18 protein-coding genes and 1 pseudogene are annotated in these 18,449 nt (G+C 65.1%); all 19 read right to left on the minus strand.

Annotation, left to right across the window (positions count from 1 at the left end; translation table 11 throughout):
• Positions 1–8: 8 nt before the first annotated feature.
• The 19 genes and pseudogenes from AC1DFC_RS09610 to AC1DFC_RS09700 all read right to left on the minus strand — a co-directional run bounded on the left by AC1DFC_RS09610 (position 9) and on the right by AC1DFC_RS09700 (position 18,449).
• Positions 9–620 carry a DsbA family protein gene (locus AC1DFC_RS09610; protein WP_478179102.1) on the minus strand — a complete coding sequence of 204 codons (612 nt, stop codon included), beginning with the start codon at positions 618–620 and terminating at the stop codon, positions 9–11.
• 2 nt (positions 621–622) lie between these two features.
• On the minus strand, positions 623–1,306 hold the full coding sequence (locus AC1DFC_RS09615) for a glutathione S-transferase family protein (protein ID WP_478179103.1): 684 nt from the start codon (positions 1,304–1,306) through the stop codon (positions 623–625).
• A 119-nt stretch (positions 1,307–1,425) separates the two neighbouring features.
• Positions 1,426–1,632: pseudogene (locus AC1DFC_RS09620) on the minus strand (ISL3 family transposase); the annotation flags it as partial.
• Between the two features lies 1 nt (position 1,633).
• Complete coding sequence (locus AC1DFC_RS09625) at positions 1,634–2,602, minus strand: Bug family tripartite tricarboxylate transporter substrate binding protein (protein WP_007839197.1); 969 nt, start codon at positions 2,600–2,602, stop codon at positions 1,634–1,636.
• Between the two features lie 14 nt (positions 2,603–2,616).
• Positions 2,617–3,390 carry a class II aldolase/adducin family protein gene (locus tag AC1DFC_RS09630; protein ID WP_007839198.1) on the minus strand — a complete coding sequence of 258 codons (774 nt, stop codon included), beginning with the start codon at positions 3,388–3,390 and terminating at the stop codon, positions 2,617–2,619.
• Positions 3,387–4,172, minus strand: a complete 786-nt coding sequence (locus AC1DFC_RS09635) for an enoyl-CoA hydratase (RefSeq protein ID WP_007839199.1) — start codon at positions 4,170–4,172, stop codon at positions 3,387–3,389. The genes AC1DFC_RS09630 and AC1DFC_RS09635 overlap by 4 nt, the downstream gene beginning before the upstream one ends.
• Positions 4,169–5,374 (minus strand): CaiB/BaiF CoA transferase family protein, encoded by a 1,206-nt coding sequence (locus AC1DFC_RS09640; RefSeq protein ID WP_093208849.1) that lies wholly within the window; start codon positions 5,372–5,374, stop codon positions 4,169–4,171. Before AC1DFC_RS09640 ends, AC1DFC_RS09635 begins: the two co-directional genes overlap by 4 nt.
• Positions 5,368–5,823, minus strand: coding sequence for a PaaI family thioesterase (locus AC1DFC_RS09645; protein WP_478179104.1), 456 nt, complete (start codon positions 5,821–5,823; stop codon positions 5,368–5,370). Before AC1DFC_RS09645 ends, AC1DFC_RS09640 begins: the two co-directional genes overlap by 7 nt.
• Positions 5,820–7,922: a 3-hydroxyacyl-CoA dehydrogenase NAD-binding domain-containing protein gene (locus AC1DFC_RS09650; protein WP_478179128.1), complete on the minus strand. Its 2,103-nt coding sequence runs from the start codon at positions 7,920–7,922 to the stop codon at positions 5,820–5,822. The genes AC1DFC_RS09645 and AC1DFC_RS09650 overlap by 4 nt, the downstream gene beginning before the upstream one ends.
• A 20-nt stretch (positions 7,923–7,942) precedes the next feature.
• Positions 7,943–9,097 (minus strand): acyl-CoA dehydrogenase family protein, encoded by a 1,155-nt coding sequence (locus AC1DFC_RS09655; protein WP_478179105.1) that lies wholly within the window; start codon positions 9,095–9,097, stop codon positions 7,943–7,945.
• Between the two features lie 40 nt (positions 9,098–9,137).
• Entirely contained in the window at positions 9,138–10,694 is a 1,557-nt protein-coding gene (locus AC1DFC_RS09660; RefSeq protein ID WP_478179106.1) for an acetolactate synthase large subunit, read from the minus strand.
• Positions 10,695–10,740: 46 nt separating this feature from the next.
• Entirely contained in the window at positions 10,741–11,928 is a 1,188-nt protein-coding gene (locus tag AC1DFC_RS09665) for an acyl-CoA dehydrogenase family protein (RefSeq protein WP_478179107.1), read from the minus strand.
• Between the two features lie 14 nt (positions 11,929–11,942).
• Entirely contained in the window at positions 11,943–12,584 is a 642-nt protein-coding gene (locus AC1DFC_RS09670) for a 3-oxoacid CoA-transferase subunit B (protein WP_478179108.1), read from the minus strand.
• On the minus strand, positions 12,581–13,273 hold the full coding sequence (locus AC1DFC_RS09675) for a 3-oxoacid CoA-transferase subunit A (RefSeq protein ID WP_478179109.1): 693 nt from the start codon (positions 13,271–13,273) through the stop codon (positions 12,581–12,583). The genes AC1DFC_RS09670 and AC1DFC_RS09675 overlap by 4 nt, the downstream gene beginning before the upstream one ends.
• A 22-nt stretch (positions 13,274–13,295) precedes the next feature.
• A complete protein-coding gene (locus tag AC1DFC_RS09680) occupies positions 13,296–14,447 on the minus strand; it encodes a thiolase (protein WP_007839208.1) in 1,152 nt (383 codons plus the stop codon).
• Positions 14,444–14,857, minus strand: coding sequence for a Zn-ribbon domain-containing OB-fold protein (locus tag AC1DFC_RS09685; protein ID WP_478179110.1), 414 nt, complete (start codon positions 14,855–14,857; stop codon positions 14,444–14,446). The genes AC1DFC_RS09680 and AC1DFC_RS09685 overlap by 4 nt, the downstream gene beginning before the upstream one ends.
• A gap of 4 nt (positions 14,858–14,861) precedes the next feature.
• Positions 14,862–15,854 carry a Bug family tripartite tricarboxylate transporter substrate binding protein gene (locus AC1DFC_RS09690; protein WP_007839212.1) on the minus strand — a complete coding sequence of 331 codons (993 nt, stop codon included), beginning with the start codon at positions 15,852–15,854 and terminating at the stop codon, positions 14,862–14,864.
• 187 nt (positions 15,855–16,041) lie between these two features.
• Positions 16,042–16,956, minus strand: a complete 915-nt coding sequence (locus tag AC1DFC_RS09695) for a LysR substrate-binding domain-containing protein (RefSeq protein WP_007839213.1) — start codon at positions 16,954–16,956, stop codon at positions 16,042–16,044.
• A 731-nt stretch (positions 16,957–17,687) separates the two neighbouring features.
• The gene (locus AC1DFC_RS09700; RefSeq protein WP_478179111.1) at positions 17,688–18,449 is read right to left on the minus strand and encodes an SDR family NAD(P)-dependent oxidoreductase; all 762 of its coding nucleotides are present in this window, start codon (positions 18,447–18,449) and stop codon (positions 17,688–17,690) included.

Here is an 18,449-nt window from a genome sequence, read left to right on the forward strand (position 1 = left end):
GACGACGGCTAGCTTTGCGAAGCCGCGCCCCGGATCGCGGATTCAAGCAGATCCATCCTGTCTCCACCCCAGAACATCTCCCCCTTATAGATGAAAGTCGGAGCGCCAAATACGCCCAGCCTCTCGGCATGTGCGAGCGCCCCCGTCAAAGCTCCCTTGGCTTCTCCTTGCAGGAACTCGTTCCACTCCGAAGACGACAGTCCCGCGTTGACGAGAGCCGCCTCCACCTCCACTGGGGACTCCAAGTCGAACTCGCGCCGCCAGAATGCCGCGAGCAGCGGGTCACAGAACTCCCAAAGCCGGTTCCTGGCCTTGGCAAAAAGGACGGCCTGACTCGCGAGCGTCGGATCCCAGAGCTTCGTCGTAGACCGCACCGTCAACCCCTGCAGCTTTGCGAGCCGCCGGCAATCCATGTAGAGGTACTTCAGCTTCGCGACATCACGGCTCGATCGCTGCTCGACTTCCCCGCCGTATGCGGACTGGAAGTCGGTCACGTAAGGCCACCAATCGAAGGCGACGCCGCTGCGCTGAGCGAGCGCACGGGCCGGGCCGAGCGCGAGGTAGGAGTATGGGCTTCGCAGATCGAAGAACGCTTCCACCCGGGCCGTGTCGATCGACATGGTCAGCGGTTCTTCTGGAAAAGGTTGAGCTTCGCTTCGTCGGACTTCGTCACGTCCACCCATTGGTTTCTCAGAAGATCCAGACCGCGGCCGACGCCGGGGCGGCTGCGTACCCGGCCATACCAATCCTGCACACGAGGGAACTCATCCAGCGGGACACCGGTCATCTTGTGGATCCGGATCCAGGCGAAGCTGGCCATGTCGGCAATCGAGTACTCACCGCAGATGAACTCGCGACCATCAAGACGGTCATCCAGAACCTTCAAGAGACGTCTTGTTTCCGCCTGGTAGCGTGCGATGGCGTAAGGTACTTTTTCGGACGCATAGCGGAAGAAGTGCTGGGCCTGGCCCATCATCGGACCGATCCCGCCGACCTGCCAGAACAGCCATTGAAGTACTTCGCTGCGCTGGCGCAGTTCGGTGGGGAGAAAGCGTTTCTCCTTCTCGGCCAGGTAGACCATGATGGCTCCGGTCTCGAAGACCGTGAACGGCCCGCCACCGTCGGTCGGCGCGTGATCCACGATGGCTGGGATTTTTCCGTTCGGATTGATCGCGCGATAGGTGTCCGTGTGCTGGTCGCCCGTAGTGATGTTGATCGGGATGACTTGGTAGGGAATCTCCAGTTCCTCGATCAGGATCTGCACTTTGTGCCCGTTCGGTGCCGCCCAGCTGTATAGATCGATCATCCTGTCTCCTTTTGTACGAAGCTGATCCACTCGGGTCCGTGGATTACTAAACTCAACTCCGTTTCAGGTTAGCAGGGATAACTGGATCGCAATGTCTTTTCAACGACAGATCGGTCCGCCGAACTGATCTGCGCTGGCGAACAGCCATGAGCATCCAGATCGCAGGCCAGTGCCGCAATGGCCTGAGCATCGCGGCCCTCGGTGACGAAGAGCACGCGGCGAGCGACAGCGTCGGCGGCCAGGGTGACGTAGTCGTGCCCCCGAGCACGCGAAGTCTCGCCGATGGCCAGCGCGGTTACTCCGCTGAAGTCGGCCAGCCCCAACGCCTCACATCTTTTCGAACCGAAGGTCGGCAACAATCTTTGCCCAACGTAGGTTCTCCGCTGCCACGAACGCAGCGAATTCCTTGCGCGGCGTCGGGCTGGGAACGGCACCTTGCTTTTCGATTGCGGAGACCACGGCAGGATCACTCAAGGCCTGATTCAGAGCGCGATTGAGCTGATCCAGAATCTCAGTCGGTATGCCTGCAGGCCCGCCGAGCCCGAACCAGGATGGATTGTTCATGGCCGGCAGCCCCGTTTCGGCATAAGTCGGCACTTGCGGCAGCAACTTCAGGCGGCTCTTGGCGGCAACGACCAGCGGCTTGACACGCTTCGCCTGAATCAGCTCCATGGACGACGGGATGTTGTCGAACACGACATTGATCTGTCCGGCGAGCAGATCGGACAGGGCCGGTCCCAGCCCCTTGTAGGGCACGTGAAGCATGTCGGTGCCGGTGACATGTTTGAAGAGTTCGCCGTTGATGTGACTCAACCCACCGTTGCCGGAGGAGCCGAACGAGTATTTGCTCGGTTGCTCCTTGAGCATCTTGACCAAGCTCTGCACTGACTCGGCCCCAAGGGCGGGATTGGTGACGAGGACATTCGGCACATCCGCGATGTTTCCAATGGGTGCGAAGTCCTTGACAGGGTCATACAGGCTCTTCGCATACACGTTGGGGTTCACGGCGTGCGAGCTCTCCACCACCATCACGAGCGTGTATCCGTCCGCCGGCTGCTTGGCCGCCGCAGCCGAGCCCACCGAGCCCCCGGCTCCGGGTCGGTTGTCGACGACGACTGGTTGCCCGAGGATCGTCGACAGCTTCGTCGCCACGATGCGGGCCAGCAGATCCGTGGTCCCGCCTGGCGCATAGGGCACGATCAGCTTCACGGGTTTGGAGGGATAGGCCTGCGGGGAGGCAAGCGCGTTCAAGGCCGCGCCCGCCAACCCGCCGAGCACCAAGTGTCTTCGATTCATCGATATGCCCTGGTTCAGGTGTCGTAACCCGGATTCACCCGGTCGAGTTTGCGCAGCAAGGCAGGCCAGGCCAGGCGCCCCAGGCTGGTCTGGCCCTGCATCCGCGCCAATGCATCTTTGACGCCGGCGAGTACCTGCGGTGCGACCATGATGAGTTCACCGCCGGCCTGTGCTGTGACCTGGATCTGGCAGGCCGACTCCAGCGTGTACATGCGCTTGAACGTATCCGCCACGGTGCCGCCGACCGTCAGAAGGCCGTGATTGCGCAGCATCAAGTGATCGTGATGGCCGAGGTCGCGTTGCAGGCGCACCTGCTCGTCCTCGTGCACGGCGAGGCCCTCGTAGTCGTGGTAGCCAAGCGACCCCAGAACGAGGGTGGCTTGCTGCGAGATCGGCAGCAGGCCGCAGCGTTGCGCGCTCACGGCAACGCCCGAGCGCGTGTGAGTGTGCAGCACGCAGGCTACGTCTTCCCTTCCCATGTGCACGGCCGAGTGAATGACGAAGCCGGCCCGGTTCACGTCGAAGGGCGACTCGCTCAGCTTGTGACCATCGACGTCGATCTTGACGAGCGACGAGGCAGTGATCTCCTCGAACATCAGGCCGTACGGGTTGATGAGGAACTGATGCGCGTGCGTTGCGCCCGGCGATTGAGGAACGCGGGCGCTGATGTGGGTGGCAATCATGTCGCTCCAGCCATGCAGAGCCACCAACCGGTAGCACGCGGCCAGGTCCACGCGAACGGCCCATTCGTCCGCGCTGACGACTTCCTTGAGAGATGGAATCTTCATTTGCGTGCTCCCCTTTCCTTGCGTTGTGCGAATTCCGCCATGAAGCGCTGCGGCTCGCCGGTATCGAAGGCCTTCGCGAATTCCTCCACGCCTTCGAGAATCGCGGTGTCCAGTGGCTGTTGCTGCCATTGGCGCAGAAGGCGCTTCTGCTGGCGCATCACCTGGGGCCCATGGCCTGCGAGGCGGGCGGCCATGCGCGCGACCTCTGCATCGAGCGCGTCCAGTGGAACCATGGTGTCGACCAAGCCCCATTCCTTCGCCTTCGCGCAGTCGATGTTCTCTCCGGTCAGGAGCATCCAGCCGGCGCGCGCTTCCCCGATCAGCCGCGGAAGCAATGCCGCATGGATGATCGAGGGAATGCCGACCACCACTTCAGGCATACCCAGGAATGCAGAGTCGGCAGCGATCCGGAGGTCGCAGGAGAGTGCGAGTTCGAGGCCTCCTCCAAGCGTCCACCCCGGAATGCGTGCGATCACCGGCGTGGGGCACTGCCGAACGGCTTCGCAAAGGCGGCGCAGGCCGTCGATGAAGCGCCGCGCGGAAGCGCGATCGAGCGCGCCCATCTCCTTGATGTCGGCGCCGGCGACGAAGGCCTTGTCGCTGGTGCCACGCAAGACCACCACACGGACGGACTCGTCGGCAGCGAGGGACTCGAAGGCCTGGCGAAGGTCATCGATCACTGGCGTGCCGAGAATATTCAGCGAGCCGGCGTTCCTGATGGTGAGTGTGGCCACGCCGTGTGCGTCGAGTTCGACACGGGCGTGCGGCAGATCGAGTTTCATGATTCAGTCCTGAAGGCCGGAGGCGGCATGTTCGACATGGGAGTCACCGGCGAAGCCGGCAGCGGCAACGATGGCGGTGCGCCGACCGCGCCGAGTTCGGCCACGCAATTCCAGAGCATCGGATTGCGCACGGTTCGCAAAGCGCCGAACTCGGGATGGTCCAGCGTTTGCACGATGCGGCGATGCTGCACCTGGGCGTCGGCAAACACCTCTTCCATGGTGTTGATGGGGCCCCAGGGCACGCCGGCCGCATCGAAAGCCGTGGACCAACTCGAACGGCTGCGTTTCGGAAACAGTTCCGTGAGCAGGACGCGCAAGGCCGGCAGATTCTCGATCCGCGCCGAGTTCGTCACGAAGCGTGCGTCGTCGGCGAGCGCCGGTTGCTCCGCCACTTCGCAAAATCGGCGGAACTGCGAGTCGTTTCCGATGGCCAGGATCAGGTGGCCATCCGCGCACGCAAACACCTCGTACGGCGCGCAGTTGGGATGGGCGTTGCCGCTGCGTTGAGGGTTGCGGCCCGACGCCAGGTAGTTGGCGGCCTGGTTGGCATTGAGGGCCACGGCCACGTCGAGCAGCGCGATGTCGATGTACTGGCCTTGTCCCGTGCGTTCGCGCTGGAACAGCGCCGCGAGGACGGCCGAGGTCGCATACATCCCGGTGCTGAGGTCGACCACGGCGACGCCGGTGCGCAGTGGCCCTGCGCCTGGCATCCCGTCAGGCTGACCTGTGTAGCTCATCAGGCCGCCCATGCCCTGGAACACATAGTCGTAGCCGGGCTTGGAAGCCATCGGGCCGCTTTGTCCGAAGCCGGTGATCGACACATAGACCAGGCGCGGGTTCAGCTCCCGCAGGCTGGCGTAGTCCAGGCCTTGCCGCGCCAGCGATCCGGCCTTGTAGTTCTCCACCAGCACGTCGGCGTCGCGGATCATGGTCTTGAGGGCCTCGCGGCCTTCGGGCTGTGCGAAATCGATCGCGACCGAGGCCTTTCCCCGGTTGCAGCAGATGAAGTAGGCCGACAGCCGCTCGCCGTCGGCGGACTCCACATAGGGCGGTCCCCATCCGCGGGTGTCGTCGCCGCCGCGTGGATGCTCGATCTTGGTGACCTCGGCGCCGAGGTCGGCGAGGTTCTGCGTGCACCACGGGCCGGCGAGGATTCTCGACAGGTCGAGCACCTTGATGCCCTGCAGCGACTGGTTCAGCATTCGGACTCTCCTTTTCGGGCCTGAGGCCGCTCGGGCAGGACCGCGAAAATGCCGCGGGCCTTGAAGATGACACGCTCTGCCACATGGCCGCTGCATTCCGCGAACACCATGCGGCGGCCGATCTTGTCGATGCGGGTGACGACTTCCACCCACTCGCCCACGCTCGCACGAGCAAGGTAGTCGACTGACAGATTGGCCGTGGCCACGCGCTTTCCCAAGCGCCGTGCCACATTGACTCCCAATGCGTTGTCCGAGAGCGTGGCCACGAAGCCACCGTGCGCGGCCTCCTGGTGGTTCATGTGGGCGGGCAGCAAATGAAGGCCGAGCCTCAGCTGGCCGCCCTCTTCTTCTCTAGCGTGCATCGGGCCCAGCAGCGCCATGAAGGCACTCACCGGCGGGTAAGGCCCGAAACCTGTTGGCACCTGCGGGTCGACGGAAGCGCCGGTCATCGCTGGACTCGCGCGTCGAAGCGCTGGAGGCCTCGTTCCACGCGCTCGACAAGGCCGGGCGCCGGTGTCCAGTGCGCCCCGTGCGTGGCTTGCAATGCCCGGATGCGTTCGAGTGTCTGCGCGAGGCCGAGGGTTTCGGCCCAGAACATCGGGCCGCCGCGCGACGCCGGAAACCCGTAGCCGTGCACGTAGACCACGTCGATGTCGCTGGCGCGTTGCGCCACGCCTTCGTCGAGGATTCGCACACCTTCGTTCACTAGCGCCAGTACGCATCGTTCGACGATGTCTTCGTCTCGCACCGTATGGCGTACGATGCCCGCTTCCGCGGCACAAGACTCGATGATCATGTCGACCAACGGGTCCGAGATCGGTGTGCGGCTGCCGGCCTCGTAGCGGTAGTAACCTGCCGAAGTCTTCTGTCCGTAGCGACCCGCCTCGCAGATGCGGTCGGCCACCTTGGAATAGCGCAGGTGAGCGGGTCGAGTGGGCGCGAGGCGCTTTCGGGTCGCCCAATTGATGTCCATGCCGGCCAGGTCAGCCATCGCGAGCGGGCCCATGGCCATGCCGAAACCCGTCATCGCGCGGTCGACTTGCTGGGGGGATGCACCTTCCTCCAGCAAAAAGCCAGCTTCGCGCCAGTAACCCGTCAGCATCCGGTTGCCGACGAAGCCCTCGCACACCCGAACGAGCACGGGGATCTTGCCGATGTCCTGTGCCATCTTCATGCAGGCCGCAATCACGGCAGGCGACGTGCCTTCGCCTCGCACGACCTCGAGCAGTCGCATGACATTGGCAGGGCTGAAGAAGTGCAGCCCGATCACATCCTGCAGCCGGGAGGTGGACAGCGCGATCTCGTCGATCGAAAGGCGCGAGGTGTTGGAGGCGAGGATCGCGCCGGGCTTGCAGTGCGCATCCAGTTGTGCGAACACCTCCTTCTTCACCGCCATGTCTTCGAAGACGGCCTCGATCACCAGATCGACATCATGAAGAGCGGCGAAATCGAGCGCGGGCTCGATCAGCGCCATGCGGCCCGCCATGGCGGCTTCGCTCAACTTTCCCTTGGCGGCGGTGACGCCGTAGTTGCGGCGCACGAGGTCGAGGCCGCGATCGATAGCTGCCTGCTCGCGTTCGAGCAGCACGACCGGGATGCCCGCATTGGCGAACGCCATCGCGATGCCACCGCCCATGGTGCCGGCGCCAAGCACCGCGACCTTGCGCACGACGCGAAGCTCGGTGGGTGCGAGAGTCTCCGAGAGTTTGGGAGCTTCGCGTTCGGCAAAAAAGAGATGGCGAAGGGCCTTCGATTCAGGCCCGGCGACGAGTTCATCGAACAAGGCGCGCTCGCGCGTGAGGCCGTCTTCGAGAGCAAGCTGCGTCGATGCCTGGACCGCATCGACCGCGGCGCGCTGTGCGGTGGCATTGCGTGCCCGGGCCGGGACCGCACGGCGTCGCTCGGCGAAGTCAACACCCGCAGGCTCCAGTGCTCGCTGCGCCACGAGTGGCAGTGCGGCGCCCTCGGCGACGACGCGTCGGGCGAACGCCTGGGCGCCAGCCAACAGATCGCCCGCGATCACCGCATTGAGGAGCCCCAGCTCGTGCGCACGCGGCGCCTTGATCGGTGCACCCGAGAGAATGATGTCCAGGGCGGCGTTCACGCCGACCAGGCGCGGTAGGCGCTGCGTTCCGCCGCCCCCTGGAATCAGGCCGAGATTGACTTCAGGCAGCCCAAGCTTGGCATCGGCAGAGGCCACGCGGTAGTGGCAGCCCAGCGCAAGCTCGAGGCCGCCTCCCAGCGCCACGCCGTGAATGGCGGCGATGACCGGTTTCGTGGATCGTGCAATAAGCGTCAGCACGTCGCGCGTCAGCGGCTTCTCTGTGGCCGCTGGCGTGTTGAACTGGCGGATGTCGGCGCCGCCGCAGAACTGCCGTCCCGCGCCGATGAGCAGCACGGCGTCGATGTCGGTATCGGCCATGGCACGCTCGATACCCGCGTAAAGGCCCTGGCGAACAGTGTTGCCGATGCCGTTGACCGGCGGGTTGTCGAGGGTCAGCACGGCAACGCGTCGCTGCTCGGTGTAGTGAACGGTGGAAGAGGACATGGGTGATCGATCGTTATGAGTCAGGCCACGGCTGCAAGCGGCAATGATTGCGAGCCAGGCGCCGGTGCAGTCGTGGTCGGGACGGCGCGCATGAGGTCGACGAGGCGCCCGAGATGGTGGCGCGGATCGCCCCAGCTGTGGGCGATCGCCAGCAGTCGCTTGACGCATCGGCCGACGGGCAGTTCGTCGGTCATCCCCATGCCGCCGTGCAGGTGGATGCTCTGCAGGCCGATGAAGCGGCCGCTTTCGGCACATCGGACTTTGGCTGCGGCGACCGAGCGGGTCCGGGTCGTTGCGTCGTCGTCCAGGCTGCGGGCTGCCAGCCAGGACAGGGACTTTGACTGCTCCACCGCCACGAGCATTTCGGCCAGCCGATGCTGGATGGCCTGGAGGCTACCCAGGGCCACGCCGAACTGGCGCCGTGTCTTGACATAGTCCAGGGTCATGTCGAACAGGGTCGACTGCAGACCCGCGGATTCGGCGCACAGTCCTGCGGTCGCCGCGTCGGTCGCCGCGGCGATGGCCGTCGTCACGTTCATGCCAGTCGAGCCGATCCACGCGGCCGCCGGCAGTCGAAGTTCATCGAACCACAGATCGGCGCCGGTGCTCCCATCGATGCAGGGATAGCGCTCGACGCGAAGGCCGGTGGCGGCGGCGTCCACCCAGAAGAGTGCCGTCTCGTTCGATCCCACGCGTGCCGAAACCAGCCAAGCGGTCGATTCGCCGCCATGCAGCACCACGGTCTTGCGGCCGCTCAGTATCCAGTCGTCGCCCTCGCAACGCGCGTGCGTCGACAGATGTCGAGGCAGGTGCTCGCCCTGCGGCTCCCCGTGGGCGAATGCCAATACGTGTTCTCCGGATGAGAGCGCTGGCAGCCAACGGGCTTGTTGTCCCTCATCTGCGAGCTCGAGCAGCAGCCGGGTGCAAAGGACCGCCGACACGACGAAGGGCGTGGTGAGGCGGTTGCGTCCCAGGCTCTCCATGACCGCGTGCATGCTGCCGCCGTCGAGCCCGAGGCCGCCGAGCGCCTCGGGAACGAGCAGGCCGGGAAGGCCCATGGCGACCAGTTCCGGCCAGGGATCCGTGGCGGCATGGTCGCGCCGCTGGGCAAAGCTGGTGATCGCCTCGGCCAGGCTGCGTTGGTCTTCGTCGTGTTCCGTTTGTTGGGGATTCATGTGTTCGTTCCTGTGCCAAGTTCAGCACCCATGTCTCGATTCAGAGGATGGCCTCGATCAGGGTCGGGCCGGAGGTCGCGTAGGAGCGTGCCAGCGCGCCGTGCAAGGCCTCGGCATCACCGACGCGGATCGCAGCCACGCCCATGCCCTTGGCGAGACAGGACCAGTCGAGGTCCGGCCGGTCCAGCGACAGCATGTCGGTCGCCCGGACACCGGGCGCGCCCGCGCCCACCGCCGCGAGTTCGCGCCGGAGGATGCTGTAGGCGCGGTTCACGAAGATCAGCACGGTGACGTCGAGGTTCTCCCGCGCCATGGTCCAGAGCGCCTGCAGCGAGTACATGCCGCTTCCGTCGCCTTCCAGGGCCAGGACGCGTCGTCCGGGTGCTGCGATCGCGGCGCCCACGGCCGTGGGCAGGGCAAAGCCGATGGATCCACCGCAACCGGTCAGCCAGTCATGCGGGGCGGCGGTAGCGGTGAGCCCATCGAAGCCCCAACCGGTGGTGACGGCTTCGTCGACGACGATCGCGTTCTCCGGCAGCGTCGCGGCGATCGTCCGGCCGATGGTCTCGGAGGTCAGCGCGCCGCTGACCGGCGCATGCGCCTCGGCCCGGGCAATTCCCGCCGGTGCGGCGGCGGTCGCCCCCAGCGCTTCGCAGAGCGCCGAGAGCGCCAGACGCGGATCGTCCTCGACGGTGGACAGCGTGAGGAACTCGCACCCCGGCGCCGTCAGCCGCCCGGGCTTGTCCGGATAGGCGAAGAACGCGACCGGCGCCTTCGCGTTGACGAGCACGATGCGCTTGAAGCGCTGGAGCAGTGCCATCGCGGGATCGATCGCGTACGGGATGCGCGGGATGACGAGGCGACCGGCACCGCGCTCCAGGCGCGCGAAGTAGAACTCGGCGCGGACTTCGGCCCCCGTCGCGGCGGCGATCCGCCCGGCCAACTCGGTCGAGGTGGCCCGCAGCGCCCGGTCGCCGAGCAGCAGCAGCGTCGGCTGAGGGTCGTCGCGCATCGCCTTCACGATGCGGTCGAAATCATGCTGCGCATGGCCGGAGGAAGCCGTGGGCAACTGCTTGCCCGAACCCCTCCCCTCAGGGACTGCGGTCCATGCGACGTTGGCGGGCAGCACGAGCGTGGAAATTCGGCCGGGGCGCGCATTCGCCTGCCTGATCGCTTCCTTGCCATCGGCCGCGACCTCCCCGACGCTGGGCGTGCTGCGCACCCAATGAGACATCGATCCTGCGATGGCGTCGATGTCCGAAGTCAGCGGCGCATCGAGCTTCAGGTGTTCTACCGCGTGATCCCCGACGATGTTGACGATGCCGGAGCGGGCCTTGCGCGCGTTGTGCAGATTCGCCAGACCGTTGGCGAGGCCCGGTCCCAGGTGGAGCAGCGTGGCGGCCGGCTTGTCGGCGATACGGTAGTAGCCATCGGCCGCACCGGTGACGACGGTCTCGTGCAGGCCCAGCACGCAGCGCATGCCCTCGATGCGATCGAGGGCCGCCACGAAATGCATCTCCGAGGTGCCTGGGTTGGTGAAGCACACATCGACATTGCCGTCGATGAGCGTATGGACGAGCGTCTCGGCACCGTTCATTGGAAGTCTCCCTGTCGATGAGAATTTTGGATGAGTGGTGGCGCGACTAGAGGCCCAGCGCGACCTTCGCGATGATGTTCTTCTGAACCTCGTCGGTGCCGCCGTAGATGGAGATCTTGCGCAGGTTCAGGTGGAAGCCCGCCACCGGAGCGGCCCAGTCGTCGTGGGCCAGGACGTCGTCGGTTCGCAGCGCGTCATAGCTGCCGTCCCGGCACGGCAACGCGAGCACGCCGGCGCATTCGACCGTCTTTTCGACGATCGCCTGCGCCACGGTCGTGCCCATCAGCTTGAGTACCGAGGCCTCCGCACCGTGGCCCTCACCCGCCGCCATTCGAGCCAGCAGGCGCAGATTGGTCTGCTCGAGGGCCAGCAGGTCGACATCGAGCCTTGCGATGTCCGCCGCCACCGAGGCGTCGTCGATGAGGCGCAGACCATCCACCCTCCGTTGCGCCGCGATGTCCTTGAGGAAAGCCATCTCCCGCTTGGCCCGACCGACCCGTGCGGCGCCGGTGCGCTCATGCGAAAGAAGGTACTTGGCGCAGGTCCAACCTTCATTCAGGACGCCCACGAGGTTCTCGCGTGGCACCTTGACGTTGTCGAGGAAGACCTCATTGATTTCGCAGTCGCCGTCGAGCGTGCGGATCGGCCTCACGGTGACGCCCGGGGAGCGCATGTCGATGAGCAGGAAGGAGATTCCCTTTTGCGCCTTGGCGGCAGGATCGGTCCTGACCAGGCAGAACATCATGTCTGCGTACTGCGCGTAGGTGGTCCAGGTCTTCTGTCCGTTGACGATGAAACCATCGTCCACGATCTGCGCCTTAGTCTTGAGCGAGGCCAGGTCGGAGCCCGACCCCGGCTCCGAGTAACCCTGGCACCACCAGTCCTCACCCTGCAAGATGCGCGGCAGGTACCGGGCGCATTGTTCCGGAGTGCCATAGCGAATGAGTACCGGGCCGATCATCCGGACGCCGAAGGGCGGCACCTCGGGTGCTCCGGCAATGGCGCATTCTTCCTCGAAGACGTGGCGCTCGAGCACGTTCCAGCCCGGGCCGCCATGCTCCTTCGGCCAGGTCGGCGCCACCTTGCCGGCGGTGGCCAGGATCCGGTGCCAGCGCAGGTAGTCGTCCTTGCCGAGGCGGCGGTGCTGAAGAATCGATTGCCGAAGATCCTCCGGCAGGGACTGGCGCAGAAATTCGCGCGTCTGCGCACGGAAAGTTTCGATGTCGATGCTCATGTCCGAAGCCTTCTTCACAGGAAGCGCAGCGGCGCATCGGTCGCCGCTTGCAATTGGGTCGCCGTCAGGCCTGGGACCATGTCGCGAACGATGAAAGCGCCGTCTGCGACGTCCAGCGTCGCCAGGTCGGTGTAGACGCGCTTGACGCATCCCAGCCCCGTCAGAGGCAGCGTGCACGAGCGCAGCAGCCGCGATTGCCCTTCGCGCGTCTGGTGCTCCATCAGCACATACACCTGCTTCGCGCCGACGGCCAGGTCCATGGCACCGCCGACGGCTGCCGCCACGCCCGGCTGGCCCAGCGACCAGTTGGCCAGGTCACCGCTCGCGGACACCTGGTAGCCGCCGAGCACGCAATAGTCGAGGTGGCCGCCGCGCATCATCGCGAAGGAGTCGGCGTGGTGAAAGTAGGCTCCGCCCGATTCGATGGCGACCGGCTGCTTGGCCGCATTCACGACGTCGGGATCGGCGGCTTCGCCGTCCGCGAGCGCGCGCATGCCCAGGATGCCGTTCTCGCTGTGCACGATGATTTCCTGCTCGGCATTCCAGTAGGGCAGCACCAGCACCGGCATGCCGATTCCGAGATTGACGGTCGAGCCATCGGGGATGTCGCGTGCCACGCACTGGGCCATTTGTTCGCGTGTTCGGCGAGTCGTCATGCGGCCTTCCTTTCGGTGATGGAGGCACTGTTCAGCACGACCACGCGCTGTACGAAGATCGAGGGAGTCACGATGTGCTCCGGGTCCAATCCGCCCAGCGGTACCGCGTGAGCAACCTGGACGATGGCCGTGCGCGCCGCCGTGCACATGGGCGGCCCGAAGTTGCGACCTGCCTTGCGGTACACCAGGTTGCCCCAGCGGTCTGCGGCTTGCGCTTTCACGAGGGCGAAATCTCCGTGCAACGGCGCCTCGAACACATAGCCGCGCCCATCGATGACCCGGGTTTCCTTGCCTTCGGCCAGTGCCGTGCCATAGCCGGTCGGCGTGAAGAAGCCGCCCAGCCCTGCGCCGGCCGCATGCAGGCGCTCGGCAAGAGTGCCCTGGGGCACGCATTCGTACTCCAGTGCATTGCGTGCGTAGGCTTCCTCGAAGGCCATGGCCTCGGCGCCGCGCGGAAACGAGGCGATCAGACGGCGCACTCGGCCGAGGCGGATGAGTCGCGCCAGCCCTTCGTCGCCGCTGCCGCTGTTGTTGCAGACCACGGTCAGGTCGCGTGCACTCTGGGCGGCGAGCGCATCCAGTAGTTCGATGGGCTGGCCAGCGAGGCCGAAGCCGCTCACCAGCACCGTGGCGCCGTCGAAGATGTCAGCCACTGCCTCTTCAGCGGTGGCCACGAATTTGTCGGTCATAAGAGTTGTCAGTCGTCGTGCGTCAAAGGGCGTTCGCGAGAATGGCGGTGGCTTGGCTGGACAGGACGCCGCCGTTGCCGTGCACCATGGCCACCTCGGCATCAATCACCTGGCGATCGCCAGCTTCGCGACGCAGTTGAGCCACGGCCTCGATAACGAGGAAGATGCTGTACATGCCCGGGTGCGTGCAGGACAGGCCGCCGCCGTTCGTATTCATGGGGAAGCTGCCGCCTGGCGCGACGCGTCCACCTTCGACGAAGGCGCCGCCTTCGCCCTTCTTGCAGAAGCCCAGGTCCTCGAGAAAGAGGATCGGGTTGATGGTGAAGGCGTCGTAGCACTCGAGCACGTCGATGTCCTTGGGCGACAGCCCTGCCTGCGCATAGGCCAAGCGGCCCGATTCGAGCGCTGGCGTCACGGTCAGGTCTTCCATGCACGAGATCTGACGATGCCAGTGCGCATGGCCGCAACCCAGCACGTAGATCGGGTTGGCGTGCAGCGACTTGGCGCGCTCGGATGAACTGACGACGAAGGCGCCGGCGCCATCGGTCACCAGGCAGCAGTCGCGCACCGTGAGCGGATCCGAGATCATCTTGGCGCCCAGTACGTCGTCGATGCTCAACGGACCGCGCGCGAATGCATCGGGATTGCGCTGAGCCCACTGCCGTGCCGCCACGGCCACTTCGGCAAGCTGGCGCCGCGTGGTGCCGAATTCGTGCATGTGCCGCGCCGCGGCCAGCGCGTAGCTGGACACCGGATTGAACGGCTTGTACGGATGCTCGTAAGGCTGGGGGTCGAGCGCCGCGCGCATCTGGTTTTGCTGCGAGCTGCTGGGAATGCTGCGCGGCGTACTGCCGTAGCAAACGAGGACGTTCTCGCATTCGCCTGCCTCGATGGCCATCGCCGCGATCCGCAGATCGGCGATGAAGGACGATCCGCCGAACATGGTGCTGTCCGAGAAGCGCGGCCGGATGCCCAGGTACTCGGCCATCCGCATCACCCACCAGGGCGAAGTCAGGCTCGAGGTGACGATCCCGTCGATGTCCGACATGCGCAGCTGGCTGCCGGCGACCGCCTGGCTGGCCGCTTGCGCAATGATTTCCTGCTCGGTGCGTCCACCAGCATGGCCGAGACCCGCCAGACCGGTGCCGAGGATGGCGATGTCGCCGCGTTTCATGCCAGATCCTCCAGCGGTTTGAAGACCAGCAGTGGCCCGGCTTCCAGCATGTCGATGCGCGCCTGGACGGCCATGCCGATATGAACCGCGTCGGGTGCGATCTCGACGACGCGACTCATCAGGCGCGGACCTTCGGCGAGATCGATGAGGCAGACGGTGTAGTCGCCCTCGGGGCGCCGCACCACCGTGGTCGAGTACACGGTGCCGCGGCCGCTCGGGACCGTCCAGTTGAGGACTTCCGAGCCGCAATGCGGGCAGAGCACCCGCGGGAAGAAGTGGTGACGTCCGCAGGTGTCGCACTGTGGAATCTCGAAGCGGTTCTCGGCGAGCGCGGCGAAGTAGCGGGCATCGGCGCCAAGCGCCTGTGTCTGCTTCGCGTTTGCGCCGGGTTCGGTTGCGCTGCCAGCCATGGGATCAGTCCTCGACCTTGACACCCGTCGTGCGAACCAGGTCACGCCATTTCGTGAGCTCGCCCTCGACGAACTTGCGTGTCTGCCCAAGATCCCTCGGCGCCATCGGCTCGCTGGATTGCTTCTTCAGACTCTCGATCATCTCCGGCGATTGCATGATCTTCGTCGTTGCGGCATTGATCTTTTGCAGGACCTCAGATGGCGTGCCGGCCGGCGCAAACAGCCCGAGCCAGGTGTAGACGTCGAAGTCTGCAAAGCCGGATTCCTTCAGCGTCGGCACGTTCGGGAACAGCGGACTGCGCTGCGCGCTCGTGACCGCGATGGGCTTGAGCTTTCCCGCATTGAGGAACGTGGCGATCGTGACGGAATCCTGCACGGCCACCTGGACCTGGCCGCTGACGGTATCTGCCACGGCGGGTGCGGCACCGCGATAGGGCACGTGGGTGAACGGCGCGCCGCTGACCTTGCGCAGCAGTTCGCCCGCCAAGTGGGTGGAGCCGCCGGCGCCCGAAGTGGCATAGGGCACGCTGGGCTCCTTGCGGGCCCAGGCGAGGAATTCCGGGACGGTGTTGGCCTTGACCGAGGGGTTGACCACGATCATGTTGGGCGTCTGGACCAGCGCGGCGAGCGGAATCAGATCCTTCAGTGGGTCGTAGTTGACCTTCGGGCGGGTGAACGGGGCGATCACATAGCCGGTGGCAGTCACCAGCAGCGTGTAGCCGTCGGCTGGGCGATGGGCGACGTATTCGGTGCCCACCTGGCCAGCGGCGCCGGCCTTGTTGTCGATGATGAAGGGCTGGTTGAACGTCGCCGTCAGCTCCTTGGCGAGCAGCCGAGTGACGATGTCCGTCATGCCGCCGGGCGGATAGGCCACCACGATGGTCACGGGCTTCGTCGGCCAGGCAGGAGACTGTGCGAACGCAGCGCCCGCAATCAGAAGGGAGGGCAAGAGGCACAGCGCGGCACAGGCGCGACGCTGCGACGAGAAATTGAACATTCTGTCTCCTTCGGCCTCTGGCAAGAGGCGATTGATGAGACGGTCGGCAGCAAGGCTTCCCGTCCTCCGCCGGTGATCAGCAAGAGTGGGAGAAGTCTAGGGACGGGGATGTTTCGAGGCCATCCGAATGATTCGAACGACGGATTCGCCGAATCTCAGCACCTGGCTCGGGTTTTCCCTATTGCCGTTAGATTTCGTCGCGGGTCGACGCGGCCAGGGGATCGTCGAGCAGAAACTGTATGAATGCCTGCGTGAACCCTGGCAACCTCGCATCCTCTCGAACAACCAGCTTGAGTTCTCTCAGGCTCCAGTCCTCGGCCAATGGCACCATCGACAAGCCCTTCGATAGCCCGGTCGCCAGGACCACGCTGCGCGGAACCAGCGCGATCCCGACGCCCAACTCCACCAGGGCCAGCACCGCATCGAAACTGTGGGCATGAAGTCGCGCGCGCAGCGGCCGTCCCAGCTTCTGCGCCATGTCGCGCAAGAACAGAAAGTTGCTGCTGGAGCGACTCATGCAGACGAAATCGAAGTCCAGCGCATGTCCCAGCTTGGTCTCAGGCAACGTCGCGATGGAATGGTCAGGCGCCGCCACGATCACCAAGCGGTCCAGTGCATAGCGATGCACGAGCAGGCCTTCCGCCGAGGTCGCACCGGCGAAGATGCCGATGTCTGCCTCCCGCGCCAACACGGCGGCGGGGATGGTTTCACTCTGGCGTTCCTCGACCTCGGCATCGACGTCGGGGTTGAGCACCAGGAAGCGGCCCAGGCTCTGCGTGACGAATCCGTTGAGAGCGCTGCTGTTGGCCGCCAGCCTCACGTGCCCCTTGAGTCCGGCGGTGTAACGGCCGACGTCGCCGTGCATGCGCTCGACGCCCTCGAACAGCTCCCGCACGTGCCGAAGGGCGGCTTCGCCTGCCAAGGTCAATTCCATGCCGCGGGCCGTCCGGGTGAACATTGGCGTGCCCATGGCGTGCTCGAAGTTCTTGAGCCGGTAGCTGGCGGAGGACGCGGTGATGTGGACCTGGGCTGCGCCCATCGACAGGTTTCCCGCCTGCGCGATCGCCATGAAGAGGCGCAGATCCGTCAGTTCGTATCGCATGGCGCATGGTAGTTCTTTCGGAATGGACTCCTGCTGACGAGGGGCGCCTTGCAGTTGGGGGCGCCCGCTGAAGGACAGGGAATCGAATGAACTCCTGCCGGGGCGTGATCGCCAAAGCCTCCAGGATCGCGCATCCGCCGCCACGACCTAATGCGAGCTATCGCGCTGCTCTACAGCAGGAGGACAGTGGCCTTGGGAGTCGATAGGACCTGCTAACAGAAAGTGGGCTTTGCAAACAGAAAGTTGGCTTTGAAGCACTTGCGATTTTCCCCCTCTAACAGAAAGTTGGCGCCCGGCATCGCCTCAACTGCACCACGCCCACGGCTTCGGCCAGTCCGCCATCGCCCCACCGTAGTCTTACGACACTCGATGAATGCATGCGTCCGGTCAACTCACATTAAAGTTCAGTAGTCGACCATGGGTGCTTATGTCCACGGACTTTTGCACGGAAACATGGATACTTCAGGAACGAGAGTGGCGGTTGAGACGCCGCCCAGGCAAGGCTGGCGGCGGCATCTTGACGAATGCGGGTCATCGAGTGGGCACGCCAGCCGAATGCGTCGGCGGCCGGAGTGGCACTGGCCAGTGGACTGAATGCGAACATGCTGCGCCGCTGGGTTCAGGTGGCGCGCATGGCGGGAGCTGCCTCGTCCTTGCCACGTCTTCTGAAACTTGTTCTTCGTGCGACTAAAGTCGGCCATCTTTAGCGCTCTCATCGCAGCGGCGAGACTTCAGCGCGGCTGCATCCGCAGCGCCCCATCCAGCCTGAGCGTCACACCGTTTAGCATAACGCTGCGCACCATGTTGAGTGCTTGCTCGGCATACTCTTCGGAACGTCCGAGCCGCTGAGGAAACGGGGTGACTGACGCCAGATTCTTGCGCACCGATTCAGGCATCCCGGCCATCATCGGCGTCTCGAACAGGCCTGGTGCGATGGTACAGACGCGGATGCCCGCTGATGCAAATTCGCGCGCCGCCTGGAGCGTGAGCGAGACGACGCCGCCCTTCGAAGCCGCATACGCCGATTGCCCGACCTGTCCTTCGAAAGCCGCGACCGACGCTGTGTTCACGATCACGCCCCGCTCGCCATCTTCCATCGGCTCGAGCGCCATCATCTGCGCGGCGGCAAGCCGGATCATGTTGAAGGTGCCGACGAGATTGATGTCCACCGCCAGCTTGAACTCCTCCAGCGCCATCGGGCCGTTGCGCCCGACGATCTTCACGCCCGGCGCAATGCCGGCACAGTTCACGAGGATGCGAGCAGGACCGTGCGCGGCCGCAGCGGCCGCAATGGCACGCTCCGCGGAAGGTCCATCCGACACGTCACATTCGACGGCAATGCCGTCGATCTCCATCGCAAGCTGCGAAGCCCGCTCCTTGCTCAAGTCGAGCAAGGCCACTCTTGCGCCCGCCTTGGCGAGCGCCTTCGCTGTGGCTGCACCCAGCCCCGATGCCGCGCCCGTCACCAGCGCGCTATGGCCTTCAATTCGCAT

Source organism: Variovorax sp. 10L421, from assembly GCF_056395365.1.

What these genes read in the sequence shown, in the direction of transcription:
- AC1DFC_RS09610 (WP_478179102.1), bottom strand. Translation starts at nt 620, where the DNA reads ATGTCGATCGACACGGCCCGGGTGGAAGCGTTCTTCGATCTGCGAAGC.
- AC1DFC_RS09615 (WP_478179103.1), bottom strand. Translation starts at nt 1,306, where the DNA reads ATGATCGATCTATACAGCTGGGCGGCACCGAACGGGCACAAAGTGCAG.
- AC1DFC_RS09625 (WP_007839197.1), bottom strand. Translation starts at nt 2,602, where the DNA reads ATGAATCGAAGACACTTGGTGCTCGGCGGGTTGGCGGGCGCGGCCTTG.
- AC1DFC_RS09630 (WP_007839198.1), bottom strand. Translation starts at nt 3,390, where the DNA reads ATGAAGATTCCATCTCTCAAGGAAGTCGTCAGCGCGGACGAATGGGCC.
- AC1DFC_RS09635 (WP_007839199.1), bottom strand. Translation starts at nt 4,172, where the DNA reads ATGAAACTCGATCTGCCGCACGCCCGTGTCGAACTCGACGCACACGGC.
- AC1DFC_RS09640 (WP_093208849.1), bottom strand. Translation starts at nt 5,374, where the DNA reads ATGCTGAACCAGTCGCTGCAGGGCATCAAGGTGCTCGACCTGTCGAGA.
- AC1DFC_RS09645 (WP_478179104.1), bottom strand. Translation starts at nt 5,823, where the DNA reads ATGACCGGCGCTTCCGTCGACCCGCAGGTGCCAACAGGTTTCGGGCCT.
- AC1DFC_RS09650 (WP_478179128.1), bottom strand. Translation starts at nt 7,922, where the DNA reads ATGTCCTCTTCCACCGTTCACTACACCGAGCAGCGACGCGTTGCCGTG.
- AC1DFC_RS09655 (WP_478179105.1), bottom strand. Translation starts at nt 9,097, where the DNA reads ATGAATCCCCAACAAACGGAACACGACGAAGACCAACGCAGCCTGGCC.
- AC1DFC_RS09660 (WP_478179106.1), bottom strand. Translation starts at nt 10,694, where the DNA reads ATGAACGGTGCCGAGACGCTCGTCCATACGCTCATCGACGGCAATGTC.
- AC1DFC_RS09665 (WP_478179107.1), bottom strand. Translation starts at nt 11,928, where the DNA reads ATGAGCATCGACATCGAAACTTTCCGTGCGCAGACGCGCGAATTTCTG.
- AC1DFC_RS09670 (WP_478179108.1), bottom strand. Translation starts at nt 12,584, where the DNA reads ATGACGACTCGCCGAACACGCGAACAAATGGCCCAGTGCGTGGCACGC.
- AC1DFC_RS09675 (WP_478179109.1), bottom strand. Translation starts at nt 13,273, where the DNA reads ATGACCGACAAATTCGTGGCCACCGCTGAAGAGGCAGTGGCTGACATC.
- AC1DFC_RS09680 (WP_007839208.1), bottom strand. Translation starts at nt 14,447, where the DNA reads ATGAAACGCGGCGACATCGCCATCCTCGGCACCGGTCTGGCGGGTCTC.
- AC1DFC_RS09685 (WP_478179110.1), bottom strand. Translation starts at nt 14,857, where the DNA reads ATGGCTGGCAGCGCAACCGAACCCGGCGCAAACGCGAAGCAGACACAG.
- AC1DFC_RS09690 (WP_007839212.1), bottom strand. Translation starts at nt 15,854, where the DNA reads ATGTTCAATTTCTCGTCGCAGCGTCGCGCCTGTGCCGCGCTGTGCCTC.
- AC1DFC_RS09695 (WP_007839213.1), bottom strand. Translation starts at nt 16,956, where the DNA reads ATGCGATACGAACTGACGGATCTGCGCCTCTTCATGGCGATCGCGCAG.
- AC1DFC_RS09700 (WP_478179111.1), bottom strand. Translation starts at nt 18,449, where the DNA reads ATGCGAATTGAAGGCCATAGCGCGCTGGTGACGGGCGCGGCATCGGGG.